A 16,525-nucleotide genomic window follows, 5' to 3' on the forward strand; every position below is an offset into this window, starting at 1 on the left:
AAAACCAAATGAAGAGAGTTTAGGTAAAAGGAATTGTAAAAGATCATGAAGGATTTAGAGGTTTTATCGAGAATTAAAAATAGGATAGGGACAATTTACATATTAAATTAGGGGGACATTATGGACCATACAACTCATACATATTCAACTGTTTGGGATTTAGATGTTTTTTTCAAAGGGGGGAGTGAATCACAGGAATTCAGGAATCATCTCGATACATTGGAAAAGAAGAAAAATGACTTCGCAGAGAATGCCCTTGCCTTTCATCCGCCTCAATCTGCGAATGATGCGGAGCTTGTGTGGAAGCTCATTGATGAAGCGAAGGACGTGATGTTGTATTTGCGCCAGGCAGGTGCTTTTGTCAGCTGTCTGGAAGCTCAGAACATGCATGATCGGAAGGCAGACTCTCTTCGAAGCGAAGTCACAAGCCTGAGTGCCGATTTCTCTTCTACCTTCACCAAATTCCAGCAGCAACTTTCAGATTGCAAAGAAGAAGTGTGGGAAGACCTGCTGAAGCATGATCGCCTGAGTGAAATCACGTTTGTGCTGAATGAGTGGAGACAAAAAGCGAAGGACAAGCTTTCAAGCAGTGAAGAATCCTTGATCGGGGCGCTCGCCGTCGACGGTTATCACGGCTGGGGGCAGATGTATGACACAATCGTCGGGGCGATGGACATCACACACGAAGGAAAAAGCCTCTCGGTGGGACAGGCCAATAATCTACTATCAAGTCCGGATCCGAAGACGCGTAAAGAGGTTTTCGACAAATTGGAGGATGCGTGGAAACAGAATGAGGAGCTATTTGCCCGAACCCTCAATCATCTCGGCGGCTTTCGCTTGAATGTGTATAAAAAGCGGGGCTGGGATGAATTGATGAAAGAGCCCCTTGAGTACAACAGAATGAAGCAGGAAACCCTCGACGCCATGTGGGGAGCCATCAGCAAAAACAAAAAGCCTTTCGTACAGTATCTGGACCGGAAAGCGAAATTGATCGGCAAGGATAAACTGGACTGGTATGACCTGGATGCTCCCGTGGCGGAGTCGACGAGCACGATGTCATATGATGAAGGAGCGAAATTCATTCTGAAGCAGTTCTCCCGTTTTGGAAGTGAGATGGCACAGTTTGCAGAAAAAGCCTTTGAGGATGAGTGGATTGAAGCTGAGGACCGTTCAGGAAAACGTCCCGGGGGCTTCTGTACTTCATTCCCGTTAAGTGATCAATCACGAATCTTCATGACGTACTCAGGCTCGATGTCGAATGTTTCGACACTTGCCCATGAATTGGGGCATGCGTTCCATTCCCATGCGTTAAAACCGATGCATACCTTGAACCGCAACTACGCTATGAATGTCGCAGAAACGGCCTCCACTTTTGCCGAGATGATTGTGGCAGATGCAGCCGTGAAGGAAGCAGAAACAAAGGAAGAAAAGATTGCCCTCGTTGAAGACAAACTTCAGCGGAGCGTCGCATTCTTCATGAATATCCATGCCCGCTTCTTATTCGAAACCCGTTTCTATGAAGCGCGCAAAAAAGGGATCGTGTCTGTCGATACGTTAAACGACCTGATGGTGGAAGCTCAGAAGGAAGCATTCGCCGATTCACTGGGAGAGGTCCACCCGCGATTCTGGGCCTCGAAGCTCCATTTCTATATTACAGGAGTGCCATTTTATAACTTCCCATATACATTCGGCTACTTGTTCTCATTGAGCATTTACGCGAAGGCACTGGAGTCCGGAGAAAGCTACGAAGAGAAATACATGTCCTTACTCCGCGACACAGCCGTCATGACAGTAGAAGACCTTGCCATGAAGCACCTCGGTGAGGACATCACCAAAGAAGCCTTCTGGCAAAAAGGAATCAACCTCTGCACCGCCGATGTAGATGAATTCCTCGAACTGACGAACTAAATAAACATGTTAAGGTCCGTCCCTGCTATTGAGGGACGGACCTTTTTAATGTTCAGTCCCGCCCCTCCTAAGCCTCAAGTCTGATACGAAAATAAAGCTCCGGCTCGTTATGGGAAATCCGGAAACCAGGTAGGATAGAGACATGAAGAAGAAAGGAGGCAACAACATATGAAGAAAGTTGGATTGCTTTTAGCTGGAGGAATCGCAGCGATCGTATTACTGGCCAATTTAGGACCGATTGTGGGGCTTGCGATCTCATTATTGATCATGTACTACAGCTTTAAAGGCTTCATCAAGACAGACTCCACAGGGAAAAAAATCCTTTGGGCTCTGATCGGTCTTGCCGCATTCAGTGCAACCGTATCGAACTTCCCGGCGATCATCGGGCTGGTTGCTCTGTATGTTCTATATGTGATCTATAAGAACTGGAAGAAAGAAGAAGTCATCATCGAAGAGAAAACGTCGGACCCCTTCACGAACTTTGAAAGAGAATGGTCACAATTAAAAAACTAAAGGAGAGAGTTAACAATGGCAAATTTATTTCAACGATTAAAAAATACCGTCATGTCAGACCTTCACGAAGCAATTGATAAAAAGGAAAAGAAGAATCCGATTGCGGTCCTGAATCAATACTTAAGACAATGTGAGCAGGAAGTGGAAAAGGTAAGAAAGCTTGTCGAGAGGCAGTATTTATTAAAAGAAGAGTTTCAGAAAGAGTATCAACAGGCTTCCGTTTTAGCCGACAAACGAAAGTATCAGGCAGAGGTAGCGTCCAAAGCAAGCGAAGAAGGCTTGTATGAATTTGCCCTGCAGGAACAAAAATACTATGAAGAACGTGCCGTGCGGATCCAGGAATCCAAGCTGCAAGCGACAAAAGAGCTTGAAGAGCTTGAGCGTAAATATGAAGAAATGAAGCACAAGCTAAAGGATATGTACATCAAGAGGATGGAGCTGATGGGCAGGGAAAACATTGCCCGCGCCCATAATAAGATGAATTCCGTGCTTGAATCATCATCAGGTTATAACAGCCAGGCTTTCTCTAAGTTTGATGAAATTGAAACGTACTTAGATCAACTTGAGCATGGAGTGAATTCTTCCTATTATCGGAACACGATTGACGCGAAGATCGCCAAATTGGAAAAAGAAATGAAAAATGAGGAAACAGAAGCCATTCCTTCATGAAACATGGTATTCTAGGTTAGTAAATACTTGATAACGTAAAAACAGGGGGAACTCATGATGGGTTCACCCCGTTTTAACCTCAGATATCCACACACATTCAACTATATGAGCAAAGAATATACATAACCAGAAAGGAGGAACCCCTCATGTTCAATCGTCTACGCTCGGACGGAATCAGTTGGATCATTTTAATCGGGACATTGCTTATACTGCTGGAAGTCTCCTTTTATGATGGGGGGGTTCTCGTCTTTCTATCAATAGCGGCATTCTGCATTTATATCGGACGAAAAAAACTGCCGAGGACATCGGGGAAAATTCTGTTGTGGTTTGGAATCATCAGTCTCGCCATCAATATCTTCAATACGGTGGCTTTTAAATTTTTATTATTTGGGATCCTTCTTTTTATTATCGTGAGATTTGCCGATTCCAAGAAACATCCTAAGTATATTTCACCGACCATTAAAGAAACCTTTACCCAATCCCATGAACCACTCGTGATGAAGAAGTCCGCTCTTCAGAATGAATGGTTCGGGCCAAAGCGGACACCGGATCATGTGTATGAGTGGAACGATATCAACATCCAGGGCGTGATCGGCGATTCAGTCATCGATGTCGGGAATACGGTGCTGCCAAAAGGGACTTCCGTGGTGTCGATCCGAAATATACTTGGGAATATCGAGATACTCATCCCTTATGATGTGGAAGTGAGTATCCATCACTCCGTCCTTGCAGGGTCTATCGAGATTTTTGATGAAGTGGAGCCGAAAGCGATCAACCAGTCCCTCTATTATCAATCACCGGGATACGATGAAGCAGTACAGCGGGTGAAGATCTTCACCTCCATGTGGATCGGGGATCTTGAGGTGAAGAGAATATGAGTACGGTCAGTAAGCAGGTCGTTGCAGGCATCCTCTTTTCCCTTGTTATGGTGCTGTTTTTATCCCTTTCTTTCTTTTATTTATATCCGTTACAGGATTGGTCCCTTTTATGGGAAGTAGAAATCATGGATATTCCTGGAGCAGGGTTTATTCTCGTTTTCAGTATTGTGATCGGGATTGTTTTCGGCATCCGGAGCGGCTTGAAGGATAAGCGGCAGCTGCGGGAAATGGAAGATGCCCTTCACCATGTGGAACAAGGGCGCACGATCACAATCCCTGAAACGGCCACCTCCGAGGTGCAGCAGGTGTGGAAAAGGGTCGATGCCCTTGGGAAGCATCTCACCGATCAAGCCCGTTACTCCCAGAAACTTGCCAATGAAAAAGCCGAGGAGCAGGAAAAAAGGATACAGGAAATCGTATCTCAGGAGCGGAATCGTTTGGCGAGGGAATTGCATGACTCCGTCAGTCAGCAACTATTCGCCGCATCGATGCTCATGTCTGCCATCACGGAAACCCCATCGACTGGCCGTACTCCCCATGAAGAAAAGCAGCTTGGAATGGTGGAGCAGATGATCCATCAGTCGCAGCTTGAAATGAGGGCGCTTCTTCTCCACCTTCGCCCTGTGGCGTTAAAAGGAAAGAATCTTCAAGAAGGAATGAAGGAGCTGTTGGTCGAATTAGCTCAAAAGGTGCCTCTTGATATCGAGTGGAAAATCGAAGAAATGAACCTGGATAAAGGAATTGAAAATCATTTGTTCCGGATATTGCAGGAGTCGGTTTCGAACACACTCCGGCATGCCAAGGCCACATCCCTCGACATCCGCCTCATTAAAAGGGAATCCATCATCATCTTACGAGTGGTGGACGATGGACTTGGGTTTGATGTGAATGAATCGAAGGTAACGAGCTCGTATGGCCTTCAAAATATGAGGGAACGGGCCATTGAAATCGGTGGGACGTTTAAAGTCATCAGTGTGCCAAATAAGGGGACGCGCTTGGAAGTGAAGGTTCCCGTTGTGGAGAATGAAGGTGAAAAGAATGATTAAAGTAGTATTTGTCGATGATCATGAAATGGTGAGAATCGGGGTCTCTTCTTATCTGTCGGCCCAGGCGGATATCGATGTCGTAGGGGAAGCATCTGACGGTAAGGAAGGCGTCCAACTGGCTCTTGAACTTCGCCCCGATATTATCCTGATGGACCTTGTAATGAAAGAAATGGATGGCATCCAGGCGACGAAGGAAATCATCCAGGAATGGCCGGACGCGAAGATCATCATTGTGACAAGCTTCCTGGATGATGATAAGGTGTATCCTGCCCTTGAAGCGGGAGCTGTCAGTTATATGCTGAAAACCTCGAAAGCAAGTGAAATCGCAGAAGCGGTTCGCAAAACCCATAACGGACAGTCGATCCTCGAACCCGAAGTGACGGGGAAGATGATGACACGGATGAGACAGAAGACTGTTTCCCATCCCCATGAGGAATTGACGAACCGGGAGCTTGAAATCCTCCTTCTCATGACGCAGGGAAAAACGAATCAGGAAATCGCCGATGAATTATTCATCGCCCTGAAAACAGTGAAAACCCACGTGAGCAACATCCTCTCCAAGCTCGGTGTGCAGGACCGGACTCAGGCTGTCATCTATGCTTTTAAACATGATCTCGCTAAATAATATAAGAAAGTGACCCAAAAAGAAAACTTTTTGGGTCACTTTTTCGTATAGAAAGAAGAAAGCAGAGAGCATCAAATGAAAATGGAACCATATGAATGGAAATAAGATGCTGTCAGTAAATAAGTCCAGAAAAATGACAAATATTTCATCAACTGAAGGAGGAATAATGTTAAAATAAGCGATATATTGTAAAATTTTGAAAAAACAAGCAGTGGAGGATCAGAATATGAATGCACAATTTAGTAAGCCGAAAAGATTCAGTGAAATACTGGATCATACTTTTCGATTAAGTAAGAATCATTTCAAAGATTTTTTCCTGATTGTTCTAGTGTTATTGGGACCTGTCTATTTATTGCAGGCTCTCATTGAACTTGCAGCGGGTGTCAGTTTCTTTAAATCCGCAGGAGCGGGGGAAACCTGGTTCGAGGGGATTGTTAACAGCTTTTCAGGAGAGTTTTCACCCGAGGAAGGACCGGCAGTGAATGTCGGAGCGGAACTCGGCACGGCACTGATCAGTCTTATCACCATGGTCCTGACGCCCATTGCCCAAGCCGCGATATTATTCACTTTGAATCATATGAGAAAAAATGAAGACTACTCGGTCAAGCTAGTCATCAAAGAGGGATTCTCCCGTTTTTGGCCGATTATCGGAAGTAGTATCCTATTTGGGTTGATCGTGTTTGGGTTCATATTTGTCCCCATTTTCACCATCGGAATCGCAGGGGTATTCAGTGCTGCCTTGTTTGATACGGGGGTTGGGGTGATTATTACGATCATCGTCTTATTCCTCCTCATTGCGGCTGTTGTGGCTTACCTCTTGGCACGCTGGAGCTTCTACCTCGGAGCAGCGGCAATTGAGCATGACGCGCCGGGACTTGGCAGAAGCTGGAGACTGACGAAAAAGCGTACATTCACCATCATTGGATTGTATATTGTGTTCGGCATAATTGTTGGAATCGTCAGTGCGGCATTTGAATTCACTTTCGGTCTGGTATTGGGAAATAGTGTTTTGTACGGGATGATCATCAATTTGGTGACACTATTTACGACCATGCTGTTCGCTGTTGGGTTCGGAGTGATGTTCTTTGACCTGAAAACAAGACATGACGCGGATGATTTAAATGAAATGATCGATGACTACCATACGATATAACCAAGGAAGTATCCAGTCTGGCCCGGGATTCCGGGCCCTTGATCTGAAAGCTAGGTGAAGAAAGTGTTGAATGAAAACAGAGCGAGGGATCAACTCGAAGAAATCCTGGAAGGGGAAGAATACAAAGCCTACCTTCAGGATAATCAGGACCTGCTGTCGGCCATGTGGGAAAAAGCAAAGGAATGGATCCGGGACCTGCTCGGAAACATCAACCCTTCTCTTGAACCGACAGGCGGTGCGGCATCGGGTATCCTGATTACACTCATTGTCATCGTTGTAGGCATTCTTCTTGTCATAGCATTTAATGCGGCGCGTAACGGGGTGAGAAGACGCAGGTTCCGCTCGAACAAGCCCCTTCAATCCATGAACGAGATGGAGTGGTCCTATACAAGACATCTCGAGGAAGCCCGTAAGCAGGAAACCCTGGGTGACTATACGAGAGCCACCCGTCACATGTTCCTGGCACTGCTTCTGTACTTTCACGAAAGGGAGTATCTGGAGGCGCGCGTCTGGAAGACGAACTGGGAGTATTACGATGAACTGCGTAAAGTGAATCAACGGTGGGCGGATCGATTCTACCGGCTTGCCCTTTTATTCGACGAGGTTGCGTATGGTGAACGTGAAGTGGATAAAGAGGAGTATCTCCACTATAAAGAAGAAGCCCTCGGATGGTTGGGAAATGGAGATTCTTAGAAGGACAGTGTAAGGGAAAGGAGGTAGGATCGGGCATTGAAGTTAACTATAAAAAGGTGGATCCCCCTGGTAGGTCTTCTGGGTGCATTCATCGTGATCGGGGTCTTTCTTTCTCCGGAAAAGCTGAAGGAGTATCCGTCCTATATATCAGAATCTCCCTCGCCAACGGGGATAAAGGCCCTTTACACCTATTTGGAGAACGAAGGAGATTCCGTTCGTCGTTGGTCCCTTTCACCTGACCGGTTGTCCAAAAAAGAATCCGGCCAGATTCTGATCATGGCGGAGCCGTTTACAGTCCCGGATCAGGAAGAAATGGAAGAGTACGAGGATTTTATGAGGCGGGGCAATACCATCCTCCTTCTGAAGGATAATCCAAAAGGGATGTTCGATATCAAGACGGAAATGATCGGGGACGATCCAGTGCTACCCCTTGTACGTGACGGAAAAGGAAATACATATGAAACCGATACTTTATCCGGCGTCCGCCTTGAAGAAGAGGCGGGAGATAAGGTCCTCCTGGATGATGTGGATGGAACAATCGCCTACAGTACTGACGTGGGTCAGGGGCAACTCATTGTTTCCACCACACCTGCCTGGATGACGAACGGAAGTATCCTTGAGAAGGATCATCTTTCTCTGATTCTTCTTTTGTTAAATGAGGCTGGTGCGGAAGAGGGGACCATCCTGTTTGATGAATTCCTCCACGGAGGAGAAAGTCAGGCATCCGTTGCGACACTATACCCGCAATGGCTATTGCTCTTGATTCTTCAATCAGCAATCTTCACCTTACTCGGGCTATGGATGCAGGGGAAACGGTTCGGGGGGATCCTTGTCCCCCGGGAGGAGATGACCCGGTTCAGCGATGAGCGAATCAAGGCCCTTTCAGCGTGGTATTTAAAAGGGAAACAGTACAAGGCTTCCCTTCTGATCCAGTCTGATTATGTAAGAATCCTGTTCCAGGAACGATGGGGTATCCCGACAAGTAAAGAGTGGGGGGACTTGAAAGAACCGTTGGAACGGAGACTCCGCACCGTGTCCGAAAAGGAAATCGCATCCTTTTTAATGGGGATAAAAGGTGTACTGAATAAAGAGAGCATCAGTAAACAGGAATATGTCATGTGGTCAAAAAGAATAGAATTATTCAGGAAAGAGGTGGAGGATCGTTGAAACCAGAAATCACATCCTTAATGGAGATATTTGAAGAGCGCATCGTAGGACAGAGGACGAATCTTAAACTCTTGCTGTCTTCGATTCTCGCAGGAGGACATGTATTGATCGAAGGGGTCCCGGGCACCGGGAAGACTCAAATGGTGAAAACATTGTCCCGTTTGCTTGGAGGAAGCTTTAACCGGATTCAATTCACCCCGGACCTGCTGCCGAGTGACATAACAGGAAGTACGATTTATAACATGAAGGACAGCACTTTCCAGACCATCAAAGGACCGATTTTCACCAACGTCCTATTAGCCGATGAAATCAACCGGACACCGGCGAAGACTCAGGCAGCACTATTAGAAGCCATGGAAGAGAAGCAGGTAACGATCCAAGGATCGACATACCCACTAGAAGAGGTATTCTTTGTGGTGGCAACCCAGAATCCGATTGAATTCGAAGGAACCTACCCGCTTCCCGAAGCTCAGCAGGACCGTTTCCTGTTCAAGCTCGATATTGATTTCCCTTCATTTGAAGAAGAGAAGTCCGTTTTAAAACAGGTGATCGAGAATCATGTTGACCGGAGTGAAGTGGGGGCAATCCTCGATATTGAAACCTTTTTATCCATCAGGAAAGAAATCGAGGATGTCACGCTGAGCGACGCGGTATTGGATTATATCATGCAAATCGTCAGGAAAACCCGGGAAACGGAGACGATCCGCTTCGGTGCAAGTACAAGGGCGGCGATTTCAATCGGGAAGGCGGGCAGGTCATGGGCCTATCTATCAGGGAGGGACTATGTCACCCCTGATGATATCAAGATGGTGGCAAGGCCTGCTCTCAGACATCGTATCCAGCTATCCCCGCACGTAGAATTGGAGGGACTGACCATTGACCAAGTCATCCAGGAGCTTATTGGGTCGATTACTGTTCCAAGATAAGGGGATCCTGCCGACTGGGCGGCTATTGGTCGTCTATGTATGCTTTTCAGCTGTCCTTTTAGCGGGCACGCTCGTTGGGCTGTCATGGTCATGGATCTTTATATTGAATGCTTTGTTTCTTGCTTTGAGTCTCACTGACTTGACGTTCTCACCTTCTAAAAAGAGTGTTGAAGTGAAGAGGAGCATCCCTGACCAAATGGAAAGAGGTCTTGATTATACGGTCGAATTAACAATCCATAACACATCGGATCGGAATATGTTGTATCGTCTTTTGGACGGCACACCACAAAATTTCCAAGCAACATTTCCACTTGAAGGGGAGCTTGCCGGTCATTCAATCGTAAAGCCCTCTTATGATGTTCTGACCCCTGTACGGGGGGATTATCAGTTAACCAGGCTCTATTTCCGCTACCGGAGCTCGCTTGGTTTATGGGAGAAACAAATAACCGTTGAAACCATGGATAAGGTGAAAGTCATCCCAGATCTCACTGAAACGAGAAGGGTACTGGAAGATGCCCAGCGATTTTTACTGTATGAAGGGGTGAAAATCCGCAAGTTGCAGAGTGGGGCCGGTGAGTTTGCGAAGATCAGGAATTACGTGGTAGGGGATGATCCCAGAAAGATCAACTGGCGTCAGACAGCAAAGCTCAGAGAAGTGATGACGAATGAATATGAGCCTGAGCATGGGAAGTATATTACGATTCTCATTGACTGTGGCCGGATGATGGGGGCGGAGCTTAAGAAAGGGAATCGGCTGGAGAAGTCCCTTGAAGCAGCCCTGACCGTTACGGCGGCTGCCCTTCAGAATGGGGACTATGTATCGGTCCTCGCATTTAGTAAGAATGTGAAGGTGTACATTCCGCCTGCAAAGGGGATGGCCCATCTCCAGACCATCCTCCACCGCATTTATAACCTCGAGGTGGACGCGGCGGAATCCAATTATGCGGCCGTCCTTCACTATGTCCAGACGGTCCAGAAGAAACGGAGTCTGTTGTTATTATTCAGCGATATCCACACATTTCTCCATGAAGATAATGCTCTATATTATTTGCAGCGCCTGCGCAGGCAGCATCTCTTCTTAATGATCGGGATAGAGGATGACATGTTGGTGAAGAGGATAAAGTCTGAGCCGGTTGATGAGATACAGGCGATGATGAAGAGTATGGCCCAGAAACAGATGCTCGTCAAAAAGAAGGAGAAGTCCAAGTGGGAAAAACAGGGCCTCCTGATGGTGGAGGCCCGTGAAGAGAAACTGGCAACGATGGCTGTTTCCTCCTATATTGATTTGATGAATCGCGGATTAGTGTAGCCTGCTGAGTCGGACCTTGCCGATGGCCATATAGAGAATCAGTCCAACAACGGTCAACAGAGCGACCATGTACTTGGCAGGAAGTGAGATCGCGGCCGGAGTGATGAAGCCTTCGATGATCCCGGCGATGACAAATAGCGGGATCGTACCGAGGAGGAGCTGGACGGATCGTTTCGCCTGCTCCTTCAATTGATATCCCCGTGTGAAGCGTCCGGGTACGAAAAGCTTATAACCCATCAACAATCCCGCACCACCGGCTATGAAAATGGCCGTAAGCTCAATCATGCCGTGGGGTACGATATACGCCCAGAATTCGTAACTCATTCCCTGATGCCAGAAGACGGCGGCAAGGGCACCGACAATGATGCCGTTATATACAAGCATATACATCGTCAATAAACCGAATGTGACTCCGCCTGCAAAAGCAAGGAAGGCCACTTTGATATTATTGGTCATGATCGCAGCCGACATGATGGAAGAATTCACCTCACCGTCACTTTTCCCCAGATTCCCGGGATCCACCCCCTGAGACATTTCAGGGGGAAGGATGGAATAAAGGTGGAGGGGATCATTCATAACGGAGAGAAAAGCACCCAGGGCACCGACCGTAAACAATACCATTGCCAGGACAACGAATTTCCATTGATCGAGAAGGAGACCGATAAACGTCGTGGAGAAAAAATGCCGAATTTGCTTTCCACTCGTGATCTGATCTTTATAAAAGAGATTATGAGATTTCGACACGAGTCCGTTTAAATAACCCGTCACTTCTTCTTCGGGAAAATAGGTCTGGCTGTAAGACAAATTCTGGGCAGCCTTTTGATAGAGGCGATTGAACTGATCGATGGACGTTCCCGTCATATTCTTTCTTTTTCGCAACGTTCCGAGGAGATCTTCAAGAGCCTTCCAATCATCCCGGTGCTGTTTGACAAACTGCTTCACTTTCATTGTGACACCTACTCGTTCATTTGATTTCTTATCTCTTATTATAGTAAGTTTAGAAAAAAATAGAAACCATTAAAGGTAAATTCAACCAAAAGGAGGGAATGGATATGCATGAAGAACAGGTCGATATCAGGACGCCCGAATTCGTTTCCCTGAAATTTCAGCCGGCGGGCCTGGGCAGCCGTGCCGCAGCCCTTATGATCGATCAAATCATCTTGACCATCATTAACATTTCGATTGTGGTGCTCCTGTTTTTCGCCATCGCAGACGATAACCTGAAAATAAATATGTTCGATTTCAACTCAGTTCTCCTCGGGTTCTTCTTGATCACCATCTTCGTCATTAACTGGGGATATTTCTTCGTCCTGGAGTACTTCTGGGGAGGGAAAACAGTGGGCAAACGGCTGTTGGGCATCCGTGTTATACAGGAGAATGGCCACAGTGTGACACTTTTATCCTGCTTCATCCGGAATCTGATGAGAATCATCGACATGCTTCCCGTCTCCTATTTTCTCGGGATGATCATGATCTTCCTTCATTCAAAGCATAAACGGTTGGGGGACATCGTGGCAGGAACCATCGTCGTACACGAACGACGGGTGAAAGGGAAGAAGAAAGAGAAGGCCATCGAAAAAGAAATCCGGGAACGTGGTCTTAGACAAGAAGATCTGTCAGTCGAAGAATGGACGTTGAAGCAGCTCGGTACAAAAGAGTGGAATCTGGTCAGAACGTACGCGAACCGGTTCCTGCAATTGCCCCTTGCAAAGCGGAATCATTTAAGCAAACAATTGGCCGATATCCTGTTCCCGAAACTTGGAATCGATATGGATGGGATGACCTATGAAGAACTTGAAAACAACCTTCTCCTTCTGTATTTGGTAATGAGGGAGGATTGGGAAATTGAATTGTAAACAGCAGAGTCTGAAGAGGACTTTGCTGTTTTTTGTGAGTCTTTATACCTATATAAGATTCTTTCCTTTTAACTAAAGGTTTTTCTTCATATAGACCAAATATATTAGTAAATAAAGTAAAACTAGTAGGGATATAGAGGCGGTAGTTTACACTGCATCTACAAAATTTACAAAATGGTTAGAAAAATCATGTCCATCCTCCCCTTACATTACAAAATGCGACAAAATATACTTGTACTGTAATCATTTTAATATATATGCATTCTGAAAGGGGAAAGGGTATGAGGACAAAAAAGGTATCATTATCGATTATCAGTATCCTGTTTATACTGACGGGAGGATGGATTCAGCCACAGAGTGGAAATAAGAGCGTAGAAGCAGCCACGCAGACAGCCGTCATTAATGAAGTTGCCTGGATGGGAACGACGGGTTCTTATAATAATGAATGGATGGAACTGCACAATCCGACTGCATCTGATTTATCCTTGGACGGATGGGTGCTTGAAGCCCAGGATGGTTCACCGAGCATTACCTTAAGCGGAACAGTCGCAGCACAGGACTATTTTTTGCTGGAAAGAACGAGCGACAGCACGATTTCAACCGTTCCAGCTGATCAAGTATATACAGGAAGCCTTGGGAATTCCGATGAAACCCTGTACTTGAAGGATGCGTCAGGTACCATCATCGACGTAGTAAATGGATGGTATGCAGGCGACAATACGACGAAAGCGACGATGTCGAGGGTCGATCCAACTGTCAATGGTACTGTTTCAACGAATTGGAGTACGGCAACCATATCATACGAAGGTGGATTCGGGACACCTAAAGCGGCTAATGCCGCAGCACCGACGGGTAATGGGAGCGAATCCATTACCAATGTGAGCGAAGAGCTTGGTGCCATCAATGTCTATTTTAATAAAAGCGCATCCACTCAATACGCCATGCCTGGAAATGAAGCAAACTACCATGTCAATCTCGAGGATCGATTATTGAAGCGGCTGAATGAAGCGGCTACATCCATTGATTTTGCCACGTATGAAATTAATCTGCCACGGGTGGTCGAAACGTTAATGGAAAAAGCTGCTCAAGGGGTGGATGTACGAATCCTGGCAGACGCGAAGGACGGAACTGATCCCCACTACGCAGAACGCTATGAAACGATGCGTTTAAACTTGGAGAAGCTTGTCCGAGGTAAGGATGGGGTTGTCGGGACAGGGGACGACGCCCATATTTTATCGGATTCTCCCATGTTTGTTGTAGAAGATGCAAGGAAGCGCGCGGCATTTAATTTACCAGCAAGCTACAATGATTTCCCGCAGCGGAACGTGACAGTCGGAAACACGGCTACAACAGGCTATATGTTTGTTGAAGGAGAATGGAAAGCCGCGGACAGCTATTATTCTCCCGGCAATCAGATGCATAACAAATTTGCTGTCATAGATGGGAAATGGGTCTTCACGGGCAGCTGGAACTTTACGGTTACAGGACTCTATGGAACGGAAGAAAACATGGAACAAGGAATCCTTGACGGAAATCAGCAGCATGTCGTAGAAGTCCATTCCCCTGAGCTTGCCTCTATTTATAAAACCGAATTTGAAGAAATGTGGGGAAGCGGGACGACGACGCCAAATAATGCAGTTTCCAATTTCAGTACACGGAAAATCGATAATACGCCCCATACCCTTACAATCGGTGGAGATACGGTCGAAATATATTTCTCCTCCGGGGATGACGCTGTTGGACGCATGAGGGAACTCGTGAAAACGGAAGCGGACAAAAACGCCTACTTCACCATTTTCGCCTGGAGCGATCAGGCATTGGTGGACGAGTTGAAGAACAAATGGGAAGGAAGCTATGTGGATAATCAGGGAACGCTGACAGGTTTTGAGGTAAAAGGCGTATTCGATCCGAGCTTCTGGAATCAATGGTGGTCGGCGAGCATCGAAATGACGGGAAGAACGGCCACCCAAACGAGTACGAATAATCCGAATACACGTTGGGCGAATCCTGCACCGGTGTACGCTGCCAATGAGAGCCGCAAGCTTCATGCCAAAACGATGCTCATCGACGCGGATACAAACAGTGATCCAACGGTCATTGTGGGGTCGACCAACTGGAGTGAAAACGGAAATAATGTAAATGATGAAAATATGCTCATCATCCATGACGATAGCATCACGAATCAATTCCTGCAGGAGTTCAATGCGAGATACGCGAACGCCGGCGGAATGCTTCAGTAAAACATAAAAAAAGGATGGTTCTCATGTCGAGAACCATCCTTTTTACTTGGTCATTCCATCCCGGGTGCCTTCTGAATTTCAAAGATAAGGACAATTGCAGTGATTGCATGGGCAATCAATCGGATAATCGGGAAGAAGTTCAGGAAGGAAGCAAGGATTCCGAGGATGCTTCCGAGAATCGGCTGATCTTCCGACCTGGAAATGTATAATACGCTCGCATGCCACAGGGCTATTAGACAGAGTAGAAAAGGTATCGATTCTCCGGCGATATTACCAAAGATGGGGACAGCCAAAAATAATTCAATTGAAAAGGACAACCATTTTATACGTGAAAGCACGGACACACACCTCCTTATCTCAGTGTATGAACGTTAGGGGGACTTGTGCCTGTTTGATTGGATGATTTGTTTTAGATTCGGTTGCTGGGGAGGGGGAGATATAGTGGGAATCTTGTAGATGAAAACAGAGAAGGGCAGATACTTTTATCCCACAAAAAAACCACCGTCCAGATGAAAGACGGTGGACACTGTGGTTATGCCAGGATTTTCTCCACAACTTTATGCTCATTTTCATTCAATAAATTTTTTCCGATGGTTTCATGAACTTCTTTATTCATGCTTTCTTCCAACACAGCAGCTTCTTCCTTATCTCCAACAAGAACAATTCGCTCCCATTTTTCATCGGCTGCTTTTTTGTCGAGGATGCTGCCGAGACTTTTCCACCAGCGCTGTTGATTGGCTTTCAAACGATTTTCGTATTCCTCCTGCTGGTTGGCTTTTCCACCGCCGCTTCCCATGCTTACATCTGCATGGTGTGGTCCTTCATGCTTACGCCAGTCGTCGGTTTCCAAATCGAATTCCAAGAATTCGCTGGACTGAATTTCCCCGAATGCAGCAGTGAGGATTTTGATTTGATTTTGCTGAAGAAGCACGAGACCCGTATGAGGATGTTCTTTATGCAGAGCCTTCAATTGGTCGAGATGAGGATTCTCCTCCCAGTAGAAATTCGTTTCAACAGGCACCTGAAGTTCGAACGTTTCCCAAATCCCACTGTCCGCTGAAGCGAAAATGATGAAACTCCGAGGCAGTTCACGTTCCAGGCTGTGCACATAGTTCTCCACTTTCGGACGGATGGTTTGGAGTCTTTCTTTTTCCTCCGGAGCGCTTTCAAGATATTCTTCGAGTCGGTTGAATCCATTCTTGAGGGCGATCTTCCACTCCCCACCCTGCTGATCAGGGTCGCTGCGGTCGGTATTTAAGTAGATCGTCAATAATTTGTCCGGCTTCTGTAAGTATAAATTTTCCAACACACTTATGGTTTTCTTTAAAGACATGGAACTCCTCCTTATCGAATGCTTACTTTTCATATAAACGGTTGAGGATGTGTTTAAACACTATTTTGTAAAAAAAGGGAATTGTTTAGATATTTTGGGTGGAATTTTAATTGGATCCAATAAGAAGGGGAGAATGCACGATCAATAGAGTGGCAAACTGTCTTGCTGGATAGGAAGTATTCATGCGTCTCACTTTTAGAGGAAATGAA

At 46.2% G+C, this 16,525-nt stretch carries 16 protein-coding genes; 13 read left to right on the forward strand and 3 right to left on the reverse strand.

Going from position 1 to position 16,525, the window contains the following annotated elements:
- The first annotated feature begins 120 nt into the window (after positions 1-120).
- From NQ095_RS11230 to NQ095_RS11280, 11 genes are all read left to right on the forward strand, one after another.
- The gene (locus NQ095_RS11230) at positions 121-1,908 is read left to right on the forward strand and encodes a M3 family oligoendopeptidase (protein ID WP_258263554.1); all 1,788 of its coding nucleotides are present in this window, start codon (positions 121-123) and stop codon (positions 1,906-1,908) included.
- 168 nt (positions 1,909-2,076) lie between these two features.
- Positions 2,077-2,421 (forward strand): lmo0954 family membrane protein, encoded by a 345-nt coding sequence (locus NQ095_RS11235; protein ID WP_258263555.1) that lies wholly within the window; start codon positions 2,077-2,079, stop codon positions 2,419-2,421.
- Between the two features lie 15 nt (positions 2,422-2,436).
- A complete protein-coding gene (locus NQ095_RS11240) occupies positions 2,437-3,090 on the forward strand; it encodes a PspA/IM30 family protein (RefSeq protein WP_258263557.1) in 654 nt (217 codons plus the stop codon).
- Positions 3,091-3,236: 146 nt separating this feature from the next.
- Positions 3,237-3,968 (forward strand): cell wall-active antibiotics response protein LiaF, encoded by a 732-nt coding sequence (liaF, locus tag NQ095_RS11245; protein ID WP_258263558.1) that lies wholly within the window; start codon positions 3,237-3,239, stop codon positions 3,966-3,968.
- Entirely contained in the window at positions 3,965-5,014 is a 1,050-nt protein-coding gene (locus NQ095_RS11250) for a sensor histidine kinase (protein ID WP_258263559.1), read from the forward strand. The genes liaF and NQ095_RS11250 overlap by 4 nt, the downstream gene beginning before the upstream one ends.
- Positions 5,007-5,639, forward strand: a complete 633-nt coding sequence (locus NQ095_RS11255) for a response regulator transcription factor (protein ID WP_098351162.1) — start codon at positions 5,007-5,009, stop codon at positions 5,637-5,639. The genes NQ095_RS11250 and NQ095_RS11255 overlap by 8 nt, the downstream gene beginning before the upstream one ends.
- A gap of 226 nt (positions 5,640-5,865) precedes the next feature.
- Entirely contained in the window at positions 5,866-6,792 is a 927-nt protein-coding gene (locus NQ095_RS11260; RefSeq protein WP_258263560.1) for a DUF7847 domain-containing protein, read from the forward strand.
- A gap of 63 nt (positions 6,793-6,855) precedes the next feature.
- Positions 6,856-7,485 (forward strand): DUF4129 domain-containing protein, encoded by a 630-nt coding sequence (locus NQ095_RS11265; RefSeq protein ID WP_258263561.1) that lies wholly within the window; start codon positions 6,856-6,858, stop codon positions 7,483-7,485.
- A 36-nt stretch (positions 7,486-7,521) separates the two neighbouring features.
- Entirely contained in the window at positions 7,522-8,652 is a 1,131-nt protein-coding gene (locus NQ095_RS11270; protein WP_258263562.1) for a DUF4350 domain-containing protein, read from the forward strand.
- Positions 8,649-9,578 carry an AAA family ATPase gene (locus NQ095_RS11275; RefSeq protein ID WP_258263563.1) on the forward strand — a complete coding sequence of 310 codons (930 nt, stop codon included), beginning with the start codon at positions 8,649-8,651 and terminating at the stop codon, positions 9,576-9,578. Before NQ095_RS11270 ends, NQ095_RS11275 begins: the two co-directional genes overlap by 4 nt.
- Entirely contained in the window at positions 9,529-10,887 is a 1,359-nt protein-coding gene (locus NQ095_RS11280) for a DUF58 domain-containing protein (RefSeq protein WP_258263564.1), read from the forward strand. Before NQ095_RS11275 ends, NQ095_RS11280 begins: the two co-directional genes overlap by 50 nt.
- Here the strand turns inward: NQ095_RS11280 and NQ095_RS11285 are convergent.
- Positions 10,879-11,835, reverse strand: coding sequence for a stage II sporulation protein M (locus NQ095_RS11285; RefSeq protein ID WP_258263565.1), 957 nt, complete (start codon positions 11,833-11,835; stop codon positions 10,879-10,881). The two genes, NQ095_RS11280 and NQ095_RS11285, sit on opposite strands and share 9 nt — an antisense overlap.
- A 104-nt stretch (positions 11,836-11,939) precedes the next feature.
- Between NQ095_RS11285 and NQ095_RS11290 the strand changes: the two genes are divergently transcribed.
- Together NQ095_RS11290 and NQ095_RS11295 are read left to right on the forward strand one after the other, a co-directional pair.
- Positions 11,940-12,743 (forward strand): RDD family protein, encoded by an 804-nt coding sequence (locus NQ095_RS11290; protein ID WP_258263566.1) that lies wholly within the window; start codon positions 11,940-11,942, stop codon positions 12,741-12,743.
- Between the two features lie 281 nt (positions 12,744-13,024).
- Entirely contained in the window at positions 13,025-14,983 is a 1,959-nt protein-coding gene (locus NQ095_RS11295) for a phospholipase D-like domain-containing protein (protein WP_258263568.1), read from the forward strand.
- 50 nt (positions 14,984-15,033) lie between these two features.
- Here the strand turns inward: NQ095_RS11295 and NQ095_RS11300 are convergent, their stop codons facing one another.
- Both NQ095_RS11300 and NQ095_RS11305 read right to left on the reverse strand, forming a co-directional pair.
- Entirely contained in the window at positions 15,034-15,321 is a 288-nt protein-coding gene (locus tag NQ095_RS11300; RefSeq protein WP_060671453.1) for a hypothetical protein, read from the reverse strand.
- Positions 15,322-15,515: 194 nt separating this feature from the next.
- Positions 15,516-16,316, reverse strand: coding sequence for a VLRF1 family aeRF1-type release factor (locus tag NQ095_RS11305; protein ID WP_258263569.1), 801 nt, complete (start codon positions 16,314-16,316; stop codon positions 15,516-15,518).
- Positions 16,317-16,525: the final 209 nt, after the last annotated feature.

The sequence above is a fragment of the Rossellomorea sp. SC111 genome (assembly GCF_024733565.1).
Taxonomy (GTDB): Bacteria; Bacillota; Bacilli; order Bacillales; family Bacillaceae_B; genus Rossellomorea.